The organism is Xanthomonas sp. NCPPB 1068 (assembly GCF_041479385.2).
In the GTDB taxonomy this organism is placed as follows: Bacteria; Pseudomonadota; Gammaproteobacteria; order Xanthomonadales; family Xanthomonadaceae; genus Xanthomonas; species Xanthomonas cannabis.
The window spans coordinates 283,651-298,378 of record NZ_CM192986.1 but is presented as its reverse complement, the minus strand read 5'-3'; the positions used below and the strand labels follow the sequence as shown (position 1 = coordinate 298,378).

Sequence of the window (14,728 nt, the reverse complement as noted above, 5' to 3'; positions counted from 1 at the left end):
TGCCGTTGGCTGGGGGATTAATGAATGGCGATGTTCGGACAGAGGCGGCCGAGGGTGCGTGGCCCTCATCCGCCCTTCGGGCACCTTCTCCCGCGTGCGGGAGAAGGACGAGGCGGCGAGCCAGGCAAGCAGCGGTGGTATGCGGCGACAGGAGCGAAAGCTGGCCATCGGTACCGTTCCGACGGTGGTAGCGCTGCGGGACAGCTAACGCACCGTGCCGGCGCGCGGTGCTCCCTCAAAGCGTCTCGTCCTTGAAGATCGCCACATGCGGGCTGCCGTCGGCGCCGATCCAGCCGCGGTACATGCCTTCGGTATTGAACGGAAACGCCACGTTGCCCTGCGCGTCCAGTGCAATGGCGCCGCCGTCGCCACCGGCGGCGGGGATCTGCTGATCGATCACCGTCTCGGCCGCCTGTTGCAACGACTGGCCGGCGTATTTCATGCGTGCGCAGATGTCGTAGGCGGCCACGGCGCGGATGTAGAACTCGCCCCAGCCGGTACCCGACACCGCGCATTGGCTGTTGGCATAGGTGCCGGCGCCGATGATGGGCGCATCGCCCACGCGACCATAGCGTTTGTTGGTCATCCCGCCGGTGGAGGTGCCGGCGGCCAGATGGCCCCCGCGATCCAGCGCCAGCGCGCCGACGGTGCCGAAGTGCTTGGCCGTTTCCAGCTCCAGCGCGGCCTGGGCCTGGCGGTCGCCGGCTTCGGCCTTGAGCGCTTTCTGCAGTTGCTGCCAGCGCTTGTCGGTGCGGAAGTAGCTCGGGTCCACCAGGGTGATGCCCTGCTCGCGCGCGAACTGTTCGGCGCCCTCGCCGACCAGCATCACGTGCCTGGAGCGGTCCATGACGCTGCGCGCCAGCTGGATCGGATTCTTGACCGTGTGCACGCCGGCGATCGCACCGGCCTTGCCGCTGGCCCCGTCCATGATCGCCGCATCCAGTTCGTTCTTGCCGTCGTGGGTGAACACCGCACCGCGACCGGCATTGAACTGCGGTGCATCCTCCAGCACGGTGATGGTGGCGGCCACCGCATCCACCGCGCTGCCGCCACCATTCAACACCGCGTGCCCGGCGCGCAGTGCGCGCTGCATCGCCTCACGTGCCTGGGCTTGTTCGTCGGGTGAGAGGCTGGATTTCTCTACGCCCGCGCCGCCGTGGATGACCAGCATCGGCGTGGCTGCGAGCGTCGGGCCGGTACACAGCAGCAAGGACAGCAATAACGCGCGGGTGGACGAAGCGATCATGGTGTTTCCTCAAACCTTCATGGCAGTGAATGGCGACACTGGCACTGCGCAAGGTGTCATGAGCAAGCCAGTCTCGTCTCATGCACGCTTCCCTGCCCTATCGAAAACGCCCTGGGTAAGGCAGCAACACGAAACGCTGTCGGCTTGAATGAAGCATTAGCTGCGTTACTCATAACCGCGCCCAGCCCATAGAAATAGAGCAAATGCGTGCCAAGGATTGCTTGGCTTGGGTCCAGGCAGCTCGCCGAAAGATGAGCTGGTCGCCCACGCGGACGCTGCCTCCAGAAAGTCGGCAATTGACTGATTAGCCCATTCTCCCCGAAACCCATCGACAGTCACTGCAAGAGAATCTGCCGAACGACGATCGGCCGCCAGGAGCTCAGCAAAGCGCACGAACGATGCCTCATCCCGCACGGATTCCAGAACTTCGAACAATCTGTCCCCCATTACGCGTTTGAACCCTCGGCCTTTTGTCTGGGTAGGTAGCGCCATTGAGTCACGAAGGAAGAAGCGGCCTCATACAAGAGCCCTCACTTGTCCGCTGCTCTTATGTCTGGTCCAGCACCTCTGGGCAAGGCACATCGGCACATGCACACCACGCTAGCTACAACGTGTCGCGATGCTTGCCGCGCCACGGCCGGTACCAGGTGCGAATCGCGGCGATGTCGGCGGCCATGTCGTTACCGGTCCAGAACGGCTCGCCGATGCCCACGGTCTTGCTGGGGTAATCGAAGTACACCGGCAGGATCGGCACCTTGGCATCGGAGGCGATCTTCCAGAAACCGGCCTTCCAGTGTTCCACGCGCTTGCGCGTGCCTTCGGGGGTGATCACGTACCACATCTGTTCGGAATTGCGGATCAGCCGCACCGCCTGGCCGATGGTGCCCTGCGGCGAGCTGCGGTCCAGCGGGATGCCGCCGAGCTTGCGCAGCAGCGGGCCCAGCGGCCACCAGAACAGCTGCGCCTTGCCCAGCACGCGCACCTCGAAGCCGAGCGCGAACTTGGCGGCAAAGCCCAGGAAGCCGTCCCAGTTGGAGGAGTGCGGCGCCACGATCATCACCAGCTTGGGCTCGTCGGGCAGCCGCCCGAGCAGGCGCCAGCCGGTCAGGCGCAGGGCGGTACGGCCCAGCCAGCGGCCGAAACGGCCGTGCGCACGCGGCATTCTGGGCGGGGATGGCTGCAGCAGGATGTTGGCCTGTGTTACCGGTGGCAACGACGGGTCGGGTTGACTCACGCTTACTCCCAGTGGGACGCAGAGCGTCCACGCTTGATCTGACTGCGCTCACGCTTGGCATCCAGCCGCCGCAGCTTGGCACCGTGACTCGGTTTGGTGGCGACCCGGCGCTTGGGCACCGACAGGCACGCGCTGATGATCTCGGCCAGCCGCTCGCGCGCATCGTCGCGGTTGCGGTCCTGGGTGCGGAAGCGCTGCGCATCGATCACCAGCACGCCCTCGGCGGTCATGCGGCGGTCGCGCCGCGACAGCAGCCGCGCCCGCAACGGCTCGGGCAGCGACGGCGACCCGGCCACGTCGAACCGCAGCTCCACCGCAGTGGACACCTTGTTGACGTTCTGCCCGCCCGCGCCGCTGGCGCGCACGAAGCGTTCGACGAGTTCGCTGGGCGGAATCGTCAGGCTGGGGGTGATCTGGATCGGGTCGCTGGCCATACGCGCCGATTGTATCGGCAGCAGCGTGGACGCGCGCGCGAACGCCGGCTTCCCGTATGCTGCTGCCGGTTCCCCGCTTGCAGGATGCTCCGATGACACCTTCCTTTTCGCTTGCTGCCGCACGCGGCCTCGCCCGCCGGGTGCTGCTGCTCGGCCTGCTGGCCGTGGCGGCCCCTGCCGCGCTGGCGCAGGCGCCCAGCGATGCCGACGTCAACCGTCTGCTGGCCGCCTCGCGCGCTCAGACCATGCTGGACACCATGCTGCCGCAGATCGAAGCGATGCAGCAGCAGCAGTTCGCCCAGCTCACCGCGCAGCGCCAGCTCAGCGGCGACCAGCAGGCGCAGCTGCAACGCATCCAGGAGCGCACCCGCCAGACCGTGCGCAAGGCCCTGTCGTGGTCGGAGCTGCGCCCGATGTATGTGGATATCTACAAGCGCTCGTTCTCGCGCGAGGACGTGCTGGCGATGGCCGAGTTCTACGAGAGCTCGGCCGGCCAGAGCCTGCTCGACAAGACCCCGGCCCTGACCCAGAACCTGATGGGCGCGATCCAGCAGAAGATGCTGCCGCTGTTTGCCGATCTGCAGAAGGATCTGGAGAAGATCGTCAACGAGCCGGCGCCGGCGAAGAGGCCCTGAGGGGCGGGGATTGGGGATTGGAGATTCGTAAGAGCGCAGCTCTCGCCCCTCTCCGTGCGGGGCGAGAAGGCACCGCTTGCGCGCCATCGGCGCGCGTGCCTTGGAGCGCCCGTGCTGCTTGCGCGGGCCGGGGCGCGCAGCGGGGGTTGGGGTGAGGGTACGGGGCGAAGCCCTCGGGTTGTTCAACTGCGCGAGGCTTCGCCCGTACCCTCATCCGCCCCTGCGGGGCACCTTCTCCCGGCGGGGAGAAGGGAAGCGCTGGCTCGCGCGGCCGCGCCTGCGCTGTGGACGACAACGGCTCGCGCATATAAGCCCATCTCCTACGGGGGCGAGAAGGCAGCGCTTGTGCGCCATCGGCGCGCGTGCCTTGGAGCGCCCGCGCTGCTAGCGCGGGCCGGGGCGCGGTGCGGGATTGGGGTGAGGGTACGGTTCGCCGGACGCGTTGCCGATCGCCACTGCGGCATCGACAGACCGCTGGGCACCCCCGCATCACTGTGCGAGTGGCATCGCCTGCAATTGCGCCACGTCCCAGCCGAACAACGCACACGCCTTGGTGAATTCCGCATCCAGCGGCGCGGTGATGCTGATGCGCCTGCCGTCGGCCGGATGCGGGAATTCAAGCTGTTCGGCGTGCAGCAACATGCGGTGGATGCCGAGCATGCGGAAGCTGCGGTTGTGGCGGCCATCGCCATGGCTGGTGTCGCCGATCATGTGATGCGACAGGTGCTTCATGTGCCGGCGGATCTGCCGGAAGCGGCCGGTCTGCGGCTGACAGCGCAACAACGCATAGCGTGAGGTGGCAAAGCCGGTGGACGGGATCTCCAGCTCGCCGGTGGCCAGACGCTGGAAATGCGTCACCGCCGGCTTCTTGACCGGTTTGCCGGGGCCGCCATCCAGATCGTGATCGACGATGAAGCGCTCCTCGGCCGGCCAGCCGCGGCAGACGGTCAGATAATTTTTATCTACCTCGCCCGCCATCAGGGCCTTGCCCAGCGCGCTGGCGCTGTCGCGGTCGAACGCCAGCAGCAGGCAGCCGCTGGTGGCCCGATCGAGCCGGTGCACCAGAAAGATCGGCTTGCCCAACTGCTCGCGCAGGCGGTCGGCCAGGAAGTCGTCCTCCCCGCGCGCCAGCTTGCTGTCGTGGACCATCAGGCCCGCGGGTTTGTCGACGACGGCCAGGACAGGGTCCTGGTAGAGAATCTGCAGATGCTTGGGGGATGTGCTCACCGGCGGATTATCCGCGCGGTGGCCGCGGCATGCCATCGCGTCGCGGCGCCGCTCCGCCGTTGAACGCACCCTGGCACCGGCAGAGCATGTGGCGCACGCCAGCCTTACACCTTCAGGCGTGAGGCCGTGGCAGGCCAGCGGTGCACACTCAGGCCGCGCCGCACACCGCCAGCAATTCGCCGTTGCCCACCGGCACCGCGCTGCAGGTGATCGCCGGATCGGCAGCCAGCAGCGCGGTGAACGGCGCCAGTTCGTCGGCGTGCGACAGCGCATTGTCGACCACCAGCAGGCCACCATGGCGCAGCACGCGGCGCAGTGCCGGCCACCAGCGCACATACGCGTCGCGCGCCGAATCCAGGAAGACCAGGTCGACGCTGGCGCTGGCTGCCTGCGTCAGCCACGCGCCACCGTCGCCGTGCACCACATCCACCGACGCCGCCAAGCCACTGCGTGCGAGCGTGGCCTGCGCCAGGGCCACCTTGTCGGCGGCAAGCTCCACGGTGGTGACATGCCCACCGATCGCCGCAGCCGCCTCGGCCAGCCACACCGTCGAATAGCCGTTGGAGGTGCCGATTTCGAGAACGCGGCGCGCGCCGGTGGCACGCACCAGCACGGCCAGCAAGGCACCGGTGTCCGGGGTGATGTTGAGCATGCGCCGGTCGCGCGCGGACTCGCGCGCGTCGTTGGCGCTGCCAAAGCGCGCCAGCTCGTCCTTCAATGCCTGCAGATCGCTCGCCACGCCCTTACTCCTTGCCCGCTGCCGGTGTGGCGGCAAGACCGCCGCACACCTGGCACACCGCCGCCGCACCGCCGACATCCGACGGATGAGCGCCCTGGCGCAGCCCCTTGCCTAACGACGCAGCCACGCCACCAGCAGCGCGGCCGAGCCGGCGCCGCCGCTGATCCAGCTCCACACCGGCACCGTGCCCAGGTACCAGCCATCCGGGTGCAGGCCGTACAGCACCGCGGCGACCACCAGCAGCCCGCTGCCGGTAATGGCGGTGACCACACGGGTCTGCAGCTTGCGCAGGCTCGCATCCAGCGCGCGCAGCTCGGCCGAGCGGATCTCCAGTTGATGCCGCCCTTCCACCTGCTGCTTCAACCAGCTATGTACCAGGCGCGGCATGTCCGGTGCGTGCGTCATGATTTCCGGCAGGCGCTTGCTCAACTCACCCAGCACCCGGCGCGGGCTGTAGCGCTCGCGCAGGATGCGCTCCAGCACCGGCCGCGCCACTGCCCAGATGTCCAGCTTGGGATCGAGTTGCCGGCCCACGCCTTCGATATTGAGCAGCGTCTTTTGCAGCAGGATCAATTGCGGCTGCAGGGTCAGCTCGTAGCGCTGCGCCACGCGGAACAGTTTGATCAGCACCTGCGCCAGCGAGATTTCCGACAACGGCCGGGTGAAATACGGCTCGCACACCGAACGCGCGGCCGCCTCCAGCTCGTCGATGCGCACGTTGGACGGCATCCAGCCCGCCTCCACGTGCAGCTCGGCCATACGGCGGTAATCCTTGTGGAAGATCGCCATGAAGTTCTCGGCCAGGTAGTACTGATCTTCCTGCGAGAGCTGACCCATGATGCCGAAATCCAGCGCGATGAAGCGTGGGTTGAGGCGGCGCTCCGGGTCCGAATCGACCCAGATGTTGCCGGCGTGCGCATCGGCGTGGAAGAAGTTGTCGCGGAACACCTGCGTGTAGAACACACGCACGCCCTTGGCCGCGAGCGCCTTGCGGTCGATGCCGGCGGCATCGAGCTTGACGATGTCATCGGAGGGAATGCCGTACACGCGCTCCAGCGTGAGCGCGCGTTCGGCGGTATGCGACCAGATCACTTCCGGCACGTACAGATCGTCCGAGCCTTCCCAGAACCGGCGCAGCACGCTGGCATTGGCGCCTTCGCGCTGCAGGTCGAGTTCGGCCGACAAGGTACCTTCGATCTCGGCCACCACCTCGCGCGGACGGATCTTGTCGGCGCGCGGGTGGGTGCGTTCGACAAGCGTGGCCAGCGAATGCAGCAGCGCGATGTCGGCATCGATCTGGCGCTCGATGTCCGGGCGCAGCACCTTGACCACCACGGCGCGGCGCACGCCGTTGGCATCCGGCGGCAAGGTGGCCGCATGCACCTGCGCGATCGAGGCCGAAGCCAGCGGCACGGTGTCGAAGGAGGCGAACGCCACACTGACCGGCAGGCCGAGCGCGCCTTCCACGATCAGGCGTGCGGCCTCGCCGTCGAACGGCTTGACCCGGTCCTGCAGCAGGGTGAGTTCTTCGGCCACATCGGCCGGGATCAGGTCGCGCCGGGTCGACAGGATCTGCCCGAACTTGACGAAGATCGGGCCCAGTTCCTGCAACGCCAGCCGCAGCCGCGCACCGCGCGACTGCGCGGCGATCTCGGCACTGGCACGCGGCACGAACGGTTTGGCCAGGCGCAGCCAGCGCTCGGCGGCGCTGCCCTGCAGCAGGTCGTCCAGGCGGTAGCGCAGGATCACCCGGCCGATGCGGCTCGCCCGCAACAGCGCCTTCATGCGGCACCTCCGGCCGCGCGCAGCCGTGCCACGCGTGCGGCCAGCCGTTCGACGCCGTCGCGCAGCTCGTCCACGTCGTCGTAGAAGGCATCGAGCTCGGCACGCGGCACCACGTCGCGCGATTCCTCGGTGACGAATTCGGCCGCGCTATGGGCCAGGTCCGATGCGCTGCGGCGCGCCTGCTGCAGCGCTGCACGCACTGCGCCGGCGATCTGCACGCCCAGGATCTGCCCGAACACCGCCACGAAGGGCAGTTGCCAGTCCGGGTCGAAGCGCCCGGCCAGTTGTTGCAGCTGGCGCGCCAGCTCGGCGTCGCCGGAGACCTTGAGCCGGCCGGCCGGCGGGCCGCTGCGCCGTGCATTGGCCAGCAGCGGCAATTGCCCGAGCAAGCCGGCCAGGCTGCTGCGCACCGCCAGATCCGGCTCCTGCGCCGGGTCGACCGGGCCGACCAGCAACCGGCGCTCGTGTACGCGGATCTGCAGGGCCAACGCGGGCGCGTCCAGGGTCAGCGCAATGCGCTGGCCTTCCAGCGGCAACAGGGCGTCGCGGGTATCCGGGTCCAGCGCCAGCGCGCGATTGAGCGCGGCCTGCAGGGCCTGGCCGGCGAGCGGCTTGAGGGAATTGAAGAGTGATCCGGGCATGGCCGCATTCTACCGTCCCTGCATGTCGCAGCCGGCTGACGATGGTGGGGCGCTGCGCACCGAAGGCCGCCGCGCTGGCCATGGCACGCGCTTGCTTGGCGGTGGAGCGATCGATGCAGCGGTCGCTGCCTGGAGGGCCTGGCCTGCCGGCGCTGCGCGGCGGCGCGTGGGCAGGCTGCACTCGCTGCGCTGGGCGGGCGGCCCATTGCGGCCATCGCGCCCTGCGGTGAGCAGTGCGGCGTCCGTGCGGATTTGCCGGCCGCACGCGATCTGCCGACTTCCTTCGGCCGGCCGGTCACGGGCATGCTGGCGCCCTTCTCGAACAGTTGGCAGGAGCAGGCAATGCGCAAGATCCGGGTCGGTCTCATCTTCGGCGGCAAATCGGCCGAGCACGAGGTCTCGCTGCAGTCGGCGCGCAACGTCCTGGAGGCGCTGGACCCGCAGCGCTTCGAGCCGGTGCTGATCGGCATCGACAAGCAGGGCCAGTGGCATCTGAGCGCGCAGGACGGCTTTCTGCGCGATGCAGACGACCCGAGCCGGATCGCCTTGCACCGCAGCGGTCACGCAGTGGCGGTGCTGCCCGGCGCCGAGCAGGCGCAGCTGCGCCCGGTGGAGTCGGAGCAGGCGCTGGCGCAGATCGATGTGGTGTTTCCGATCGTGCACGGCACCCTGGGCGAGGACGGCTCGCTGCAGGGATTGTTGCGCATGGCCAACCTGCCCTTCGTCGGCTCCGGCGTGCTGGGCTCGGCGCTGGCAATGGACAAGGACATGGCCAAGCGCGTGCTGCGCGATGCCGGCCTGGAGGTGGCGCCGTTCGTGTGCTTCAACCGCCACACAGCCGCGCACGCCGATGTGGATGCGCTGATCGCGCGGTTCGGGCTGCCGTTGTTCGTCAAACCGGCCAACCAGGGTTCTTCGGTCGGCGTCAGCCGGGTGCGCAGCGCAGCGGACTTCGCCGATGCGCTTGCCCTGGCGTTGGCATACGACCACAAGGTGCTGGTGGAAGTGGCCATTGCCGGACGCGAAATCGAATGCGCCGTGCTCGGCAATGCCACCCCGCAAGCCAGTGTCTGCGGCGAGGTGGTGGTGCACGACGCGTTCTATTCGTACCAGACCAAATACATCAGCGCCCATGGCGCCGACATCGTGATCCCCGCCGCGATCGACGCACAGACGCAACAGCGCATCCAGCAGGTCGCCGTGCAGGCCTATCAGGCACTGGACTGTGCCGGCATGGCACGGGTGGATGTCTTTCTGGACGCGGACGGGCGCATCGTGATCAACGAGGTCAACACGCTGCCCGGATTCACACGCATCAGCATGTATCCCAAACTCTGGCAGGCAAGTGGACTGGACTACAGAAGCCTGATCACGCAATTGATCGACCTGGCATTGCAGCGGCATGCCGACGACCAGTTGCTGCGCAGCGCGCTACCCACGCACCCATGACCGCCGCTCCCCTGCGCGCGCTACAACCGTGCGACGCACCGGCCTTGCTTGCGCTCAACAATGCACATGCCACCGAGTTGTCGTTGCTCGATGCCGACGGGCTGACTGCGCTGTTGCGCAGAGCCTGGCATGCGCGCGTCGTTGCGCCGGCCGATGGCCTGTTGATTGCGCTGGATCAGGATGCCGCCTATGCCAACGCCAACTTCGCGTGGCTGGCCGAGCGCTTTGCGCGCTTCGTCTATGTCGACCGCATCGTGATCGCCGCACATGCGCGGCGGCGCGGCCTTGCCATGCAGCTGTATGGCGACCTCATCCGCAAGGCGCGCGCCGCAGCGCACCTGCGATTGGTGTGCGAGGTGAATATCGAGCCGCCCAATCCGGCCTCGCTGGCACTGCATGAGCAGCTGGGGTTCGTACCGATCGGCGAGGCGGTACTGGCCAGCGGCAAACAGGTGCGCTACCTGGAAAAGCGGCTGTAACGCAGCGCACTGCATCGCGCAGCCCAAAACGCACATGGCCCGCCTCCTTGCGGAAGCGGGCCATGTGAGCGCCGATCGGCAGCGCCGCTGCCGTGACGTATCGCGTTTAGGCGTTATACCTTGCCGCGACGGAACATCGAGATCACTGCCAGGATCAGGAACACCACGAACAGGATCCAGGCGATGTTGGTCGCCGCACCGGCGATACCACTGAAGCCCAGGACAGCAGCGATGATGGCGATGACGAAGAAGATGATGGCGTAATGCAGCATGGCAATGGTTCCAAAAGTTGTCGTGCCGAATCGGCGCAGACGTATCTTGTGGATGTGCCGGTCTTTATCGGGTGATGGCGATGTCGTTGGAAGATGAGGATCGCAGCCGATTGAGCCCTTCTTCGATGCTGATGCGCGGCACATAGCCGAAGTCGCGGCGCGCCGGCTCCATGCTGTACCAGTGCGGCGTGCACAGCTGCTCCACCAGAAAGCGCGTCAACGGCACCTCGCCTGGCAGACGCAACAGTGGCCACAGCGTTTCACACACCGCGCCGATCCGGTAGGCGGTCTTGAACGACAGCGAGCGCGTCACTGCCGGTGCATGCACCGCCGCCAGCAGGCGATTGAGCAACTCGCGCATCGGCAAGGGTTCGCCATTGGAAATGAAGTACGCCTTGCCTGCGCAGGCAGCGTCCGGCGCGAGGTGATCGAACGCATCGAAATGCGCCTGCGCAGCATTGTCGATGTACGTGCTGTCCACCAGATTGCTGCCATCGCCCACCATGCGCAGGCGGCCGGCGCGTGCGCGCGCTGCCAGGCGCGGCAGCAAGTGATTGTCGCCCGGCCCCCAGATCAGCCGCGGACGCAAGGCGACGGTTGCCAGTTGCGCATCGTTGGCTGCCAGCACCGCACGCTCGGCAATCGCCTTGGTCGCCGCATATGCGGCGCGCAGGTCTTCGCCATACGGCACTTCGTCGGCGCCCAGGCCTTCCACCGGATTGGTGGCGCGATGGGTCACGCTGGGTGTGGAGGTGTAGATCAACCGTGGCACGCCGTTGGCGCGGCAGGCATCGAGCACGTTCTGCGTGCCCACCACGTTGGCCTGGTGATAGCTGTCGTAACTGCCCCACGCACCGGCCTTGGCGGCGTTATGGAACACCGCATCGATGCCGGCGAAGGCATGCCGCACCGCCTGCGGGTCGGCCAGGTCGCCGCGGATCTGGCCCACGCCCAGCGTCTGCAGCACGGGGTAATCGCCGCGCTGGAAGCTCACCACTTCGTGCCCACGCGCACGCAACCCGCGGCACAAGGCCTGACCGAGAAAACCGCCACCACCGGTCACCAGAATCCGCACGCACCACCTCCATTGCAAGAACGTAAAGAAGAACGACTACCCGCGCGCGTGGCGCTACACGCCGACGCAGCGGTGTCACGCAGCAGCCGATTACGCACGCTGCTGCGCCGCCCAGACTGCCAACGTTTCGCGGCCGATCTTGGCGTTGTGACGGATGTCCACCGGAAAGCCGGAATGGCGCAGGAAACGCGCGATGCCCGCGGTATGCGGGTGCGCCGCGCCCAGCGCGCGCAAGTCGGTTTGCACCTGCGCAAATGCCGACGCCGGTACGCCCGGCTGCAATTCCACGCACAACACGGGCTGTTGTTGCCCGGGTGCGCCCACGCCCACCAGCGCAGTGCGACGCACCTGCGGATGCACGTTGAAGACCGGCTCCACCTGTTCGGTGTACAGCGGGCCGATGGCCGTTTCCACGCGGTGGGTCTTGCGCCCGCAGAACCACAAGCGGCCGTCGGCATCGAAATAGCCGACATCGCCCATGCGGTGCACGATGCGCTCGCTGCCATCACTGCGGCGCTCGCGGATCTTGGCGATGCGCGTGGCCGCATCGCGATTGAAATAGGTGTCGGTGGTGGTGGGGCCGGCGACAGTGATTTCGCCGACCTCGCCCGTGGCCAGCACGCGCGCACCACTCCACTCGGCAATGGCCGCATCGTCGATGGCGATGATGCGCACCTCGTTGGGTGCGACCACCTGGCCCACGCAGGTGCCGGCGCCGGCCTCGGTGGCCGCGCGCGTGGCATCCAGCGTACGTCCTTCGATCGCGGCCACCGGCAGGCATTCGGTGGCGCCGTACGGGGTCCAGAACTGCGCATCGGCTGGTAGCAGCGCACGGATCGTGGCCACCACATCCGGCGGCACCGGCGCGCCGGCCGAGGTGGCCAGGCGTACGTTGGGCAGCGGCTGGCCATGGTCGGCCAACACGCGCATCAGCGCAGGCGAACCGAACAACTGGGTGACACCGAAGCGCGCAATGGCATCGTGCAGCTTGCGCGGGTCGGCGGTGGCCGGGCGGGTCGGGTCCATGTCCGGAATCACCGAGGTCAGCCCCAGGGCCGGGTCGAACAGGGCGAACGGCGGAAACGTCGGCAGATCCACACCGCCGGGCTGCATGCCGAACGCGTTGCGCAGCAATTCGATCTGCCCGACAAAATGCCGGTGCCGGTACACCACGCCCTTGGGCACGCCGGTCGAGCCGCTGGTGAACAGGATCGCGGCCACATCGTCCGGCGCAGTGTCGGCCAGCTGACTTCCGGCGCCGGCGCCATCGCGCTCCACGCGCGCCAATGTCACCCCACCCCAACCGTAACGGCCGCCGACGCTGACGATCCGTTTCGCCGAGCGCGCCCACCGCAACAGACGGCGCGCCAGCTGCGCAAGCGGAATGCCGATGAATGCCTGCGGCTGCGCTTCGTCCAGGCATTGCTTGAGCGCACGCTTGTCGATGCCCGGATCCACCAGCACCGGCACCGCGCCGGCCTTGAACAAGGCAAACATCAGCAGGAAGAATTCCGGCGACGGCCGCACCATCACCACCGCACGCACGCCACGGCCGATGCCGTGCAAGGCCAGGCCTGCGGCGATCGCATCGCTGCGCGTGTCCAGCTCGGCATAGCTCAAGGTCACATCGTAGGCGGCAAATCCGTTGGCGGCACGGCGGCCCGGGCAACGGATGGCGATCTGGTCGGGGCGCTCGCGCGCCAGCTGCGGCAGGGTAGCTGCGATATTGCAAAGAGTAGTCATTGCCGCATTATCACCCATGCGCCGACGGTGCCGGCCGCTTGATCGCGCTCACGTCGCTGCGCTGGGGCGTGCCCGCAGCGCGGCTGCGGCTGGTGAGGTGACTGCGCGTCGCCTGGGCGCAGCGATGCCGCGCAGCGTTCGCGCGTGCCGCTCCGCGTTGCGCACACACGCGCCAGTTCGAGCTACGCAGATGAATCGCTAACCGGCGCGCGGCCGTGCCACTTGTATCGCGGCGTGGTTCGGTCAGAATGCCGCGCTCTCCACGTGATTTCGCCGCGCCAGGCCCGGCTTCCATGGCACACCCCTGCCTTACCTGCGGCGCCTGCTGCGCCTTTTTCCGCGTCAGTTTCCACTGGAGCGAAGCCGATCCCGCGTTGGGCGGCAGGGTGCCGATCGAACTGACCGACGCATTGCGCACGCACGAGCGGGTGATGCGCGGCACCTCGCAATCGCAACCGCGCTGCATCGCCCTGGACGCCGACATCGGCCGGTACAGCCGTTGCAGCATCCACGACCGGCGCCCGTCGTCCTGCGCCGCCGTTCCGGCCTCGCTGGAATTCGGGCAGCGCAGTGCGCAGTGCGATAAATCGCGCCTGGCGCATGGCCTGCATGCGTTGACCGAGGCCGACTGGGCTGGCGTGGACGATGCGCAACGCAACCCGTTGCCGACGCTGTAACGCGCAGCGCAACACGCACGCAGTGCATCCCTGAAGACGGCCGACGCATCGCCTGCACCACCGGTCCGCTGTGTCGCCTCGCATTTGCTTGGTATCGCTCGCAGCTATCGAGCACGTGCGATCCAATGCCGGCGGCAAGGCGTTACAGCGGATTGCGCTCCAGAAATGCGCGGATCGCCGGTACCAGCACCTCGTGCTTGTCTTCCAGCACGTAGTGGTTGGCATCCTCGAATGCAGTCACCTCGGCGTTCGGCAACGCCTTGCGAAAGCCGGCCAGGAAATGCTTGTCGAAGCAGATGTCGCGCATGCCCCAGGCGATGAAGGCCGGGCGATCGGCGAACGAGGGCAACGCCTGCGCCGAGCGCTCCAGCAACGACCAGCCCTTGTCGGCGGGCGACAGCGGGATGTCCTGCATGAAGCGGATGGTGGAGATGCGGTTGCGCCAGTTGTTGTACGGCGCGACATAGGCACGCCGCACGGCGGCCGGCATGCGGCGCGACACCCCAAACCAGGATGCGCCGGACGAAAACGCATTGAAGGTGCGGATGAACCATTCGCCCGGCCGCCAATGGCGCCCCATCGCAATCTGCCAGGGCATCGGCTTTTCCGGCGGCAACGGGAACGCTGCGGTGTTGGTGATCACCAGCCGTTTGACCTGCGCGTGGTGCGACAGCGCCCAGCCGAAGCCGATCATGCCGCCCCAATCATGCACCGCCAGCGTGACCGGACCGGTGATGCCCAGATGCCGCAACAGCGTGTCCAGATCGTCCACGCGCGATTGCAGCGTGTACGCGTAACGCGGCTGCGCGTCGGGCGCATCATCGGGCTTGTCGGACAGCCCCATGCCGATGTGGTCGGGCACGATGCAGCGGTAGCGATCGGACAAGCCACTCACCAGGTTGCGCCAGAGATAACTCCACGACGGGTTGCCGTGCAGCATGATCACGACCTCGCCATCGCGCGGACCTTCGTCCAGGTACGACATCGCAATGCCGGGACGCACCTCAAGGCGCTTGGGAGTGAAGGGATAGCCTGGGTAGTTCATGGATCTCTCTGTATTGCTAAAGCTTGGACTGTGTGTGTCCGGCAAGT

15 protein-coding genes are annotated in these 14,728 nt (G+C 67.4%); 4 read left to right on the top strand and 11 right to left on the bottom strand.

The window, feature by feature from the left end; genetic code table 11:
- Positions 1-235: 235 nt before the first annotated feature.
- The 3 genes from ACCQ12_RS01305 to arfB form a co-directional block, all read right to left on the bottom strand.
- Entirely contained in the window at positions 236-1,246 is a 1,011-nt protein-coding gene (locus ACCQ12_RS01305; protein ID WP_372382747.1) for an isoaspartyl peptidase/L-asparaginase family protein, read from the bottom strand.
- A 604-nt stretch (positions 1,247-1,850) separates the two neighbouring features.
- A complete protein-coding gene (locus ACCQ12_RS01300) occupies positions 1,851-2,480 on the bottom strand; it encodes a lysophosphatidylcholine acyltransferase (protein ID WP_039406796.1) in 630 nt (209 codons plus the stop codon).
- 2 nt (positions 2,481-2,482) lie between these two features.
- Positions 2,483-2,914 carry an alternative ribosome rescue aminoacyl-tRNA hydrolase ArfB gene (gene arfB / locus ACCQ12_RS01295; protein ID WP_047694425.1) on the bottom strand — a complete coding sequence of 144 codons (432 nt, stop codon included), beginning with the start codon at positions 2,912-2,914 and terminating at the stop codon, positions 2,483-2,485.
- Between the two features lie 56 nt (positions 2,915-2,970).
- Between arfB and ACCQ12_RS01290 the strand changes: the two genes are divergently transcribed.
- Positions 2,971-3,549 carry a DUF2059 domain-containing protein gene (locus ACCQ12_RS01290; RefSeq protein ID WP_372382746.1) on the top strand — a complete coding sequence of 193 codons (579 nt, stop codon included), beginning with the start codon at positions 2,971-2,973 and terminating at the stop codon, positions 3,547-3,549.
- Positions 3,550-4,038: 489 nt separating this feature from the next.
- Here the strand turns inward: ACCQ12_RS01290 and ACCQ12_RS01285 are convergent, their stop codons facing one another.
- The 4 genes from ACCQ12_RS01285 to ACCQ12_RS01270 all read right to left on the bottom strand — a co-directional run bounded on the left by ACCQ12_RS01285 (position 4,039) and on the right by ACCQ12_RS01270 (position 7,941).
- Positions 4,039-4,812 carry a pseudouridine synthase gene (locus ACCQ12_RS01285; RefSeq protein WP_372382745.1) on the bottom strand — a complete coding sequence of 258 codons (774 nt, stop codon included), beginning with the start codon at positions 4,810-4,812 and terminating at the stop codon, positions 4,039-4,041.
- 112 nt (positions 4,813-4,924) lie between these two features.
- Complete coding sequence (locus ACCQ12_RS01280; protein WP_372382744.1) at positions 4,925-5,515, bottom strand: O-methyltransferase; 591 nt, start codon at positions 5,513-5,515, stop codon at positions 4,925-4,927.
- A 111-nt stretch (positions 5,516-5,626) separates the two neighbouring features.
- On the bottom strand, positions 5,627-7,300 hold the full coding sequence (gene ubiB / locus ACCQ12_RS01275) for a ubiquinone biosynthesis regulatory protein kinase UbiB (protein WP_047694421.1): 1,674 nt from the start codon (positions 7,298-7,300) through the stop codon (positions 5,627-5,629).
- The gene (locus ACCQ12_RS01270; protein ID WP_355606530.1) at positions 7,297-7,941 is read right to left on the bottom strand and encodes a ubiquinone biosynthesis accessory factor UbiJ; all 645 of its coding nucleotides are present in this window, start codon (positions 7,939-7,941) and stop codon (positions 7,297-7,299) included. Before ACCQ12_RS01270 ends, ubiB begins: the two co-directional genes overlap by 4 nt.
- 342 nt (positions 7,942-8,283) lie before the next feature.
- Here ACCQ12_RS01270 and ddlA point away from each other — a divergent pair, with 342 nt between their 5' ends.
- Complete coding sequence (gene ddlA / locus ACCQ12_RS01265) at positions 8,284-9,390, top strand: D-alanine--D-alanine ligase (protein WP_372382743.1); 1,107 nt, start codon at positions 8,284-8,286, stop codon at positions 9,388-9,390.
- Positions 9,387-9,869, top strand: coding sequence for a GNAT family N-acetyltransferase (locus tag ACCQ12_RS01260; protein WP_104580223.1), 483 nt, complete (start codon positions 9,387-9,389; stop codon positions 9,867-9,869). The genes ddlA and ACCQ12_RS01260 overlap by 4 nt, the downstream gene beginning before the upstream one ends.
- Positions 9,870-9,982: 113 nt before the next feature.
- On the opposite strand, the gene ACCQ12_RS01255 is transcribed toward ACCQ12_RS01260, so the two are convergent.
- The 3 genes from ACCQ12_RS01255 to oleC all read right to left on the bottom strand — a co-directional run bounded on the left by ACCQ12_RS01255 (position 9,983) and on the right by oleC (position 12,959).
- Positions 9,983-10,141: a DUF1328 domain-containing protein gene (locus ACCQ12_RS01255; protein WP_003468167.1), complete on the bottom strand. Its 159-nt coding sequence runs from the start codon at positions 10,139-10,141 to the stop codon at positions 9,983-9,985.
- Between the two features lie 64 nt (positions 10,142-10,205).
- Positions 10,206-11,216 carry a 2-alkyl-3-oxoalkanoate reductase gene (gene oleD, locus ACCQ12_RS01250; protein WP_372382742.1) on the bottom strand — a complete coding sequence of 337 codons (1,011 nt, stop codon included), beginning with the start codon at positions 11,214-11,216 and terminating at the stop codon, positions 10,206-10,208.
- A gap of 90 nt (positions 11,217-11,306) precedes the next feature.
- Complete coding sequence (gene oleC / locus ACCQ12_RS01245) at positions 11,307-12,959, bottom strand: olefin beta-lactone synthetase (protein WP_372382741.1); 1,653 nt, start codon at positions 12,957-12,959, stop codon at positions 11,307-11,309.
- 293 nt (positions 12,960-13,252) lie between these two features.
- Here oleC and ACCQ12_RS01240 point away from each other — a divergent pair, with 293 nt between their 5' ends.
- Positions 13,253-13,636, top strand: a complete 384-nt coding sequence (locus tag ACCQ12_RS01240) for a YkgJ family cysteine cluster protein (RefSeq protein WP_039406853.1) — start codon at positions 13,253-13,255, stop codon at positions 13,634-13,636.
- Between the two features lie 142 nt (positions 13,637-13,778).
- On the opposite strand, the gene ACCQ12_RS01235 is transcribed toward ACCQ12_RS01240, so the two are convergent.
- Positions 13,779-14,681 (bottom strand): alpha/beta fold hydrolase, encoded by a 903-nt coding sequence (locus tag ACCQ12_RS01235; protein ID WP_372382740.1) that lies wholly within the window; start codon positions 14,679-14,681, stop codon positions 13,779-13,781.
- Positions 14,682-14,728 lie beyond the last annotated feature (47 nt).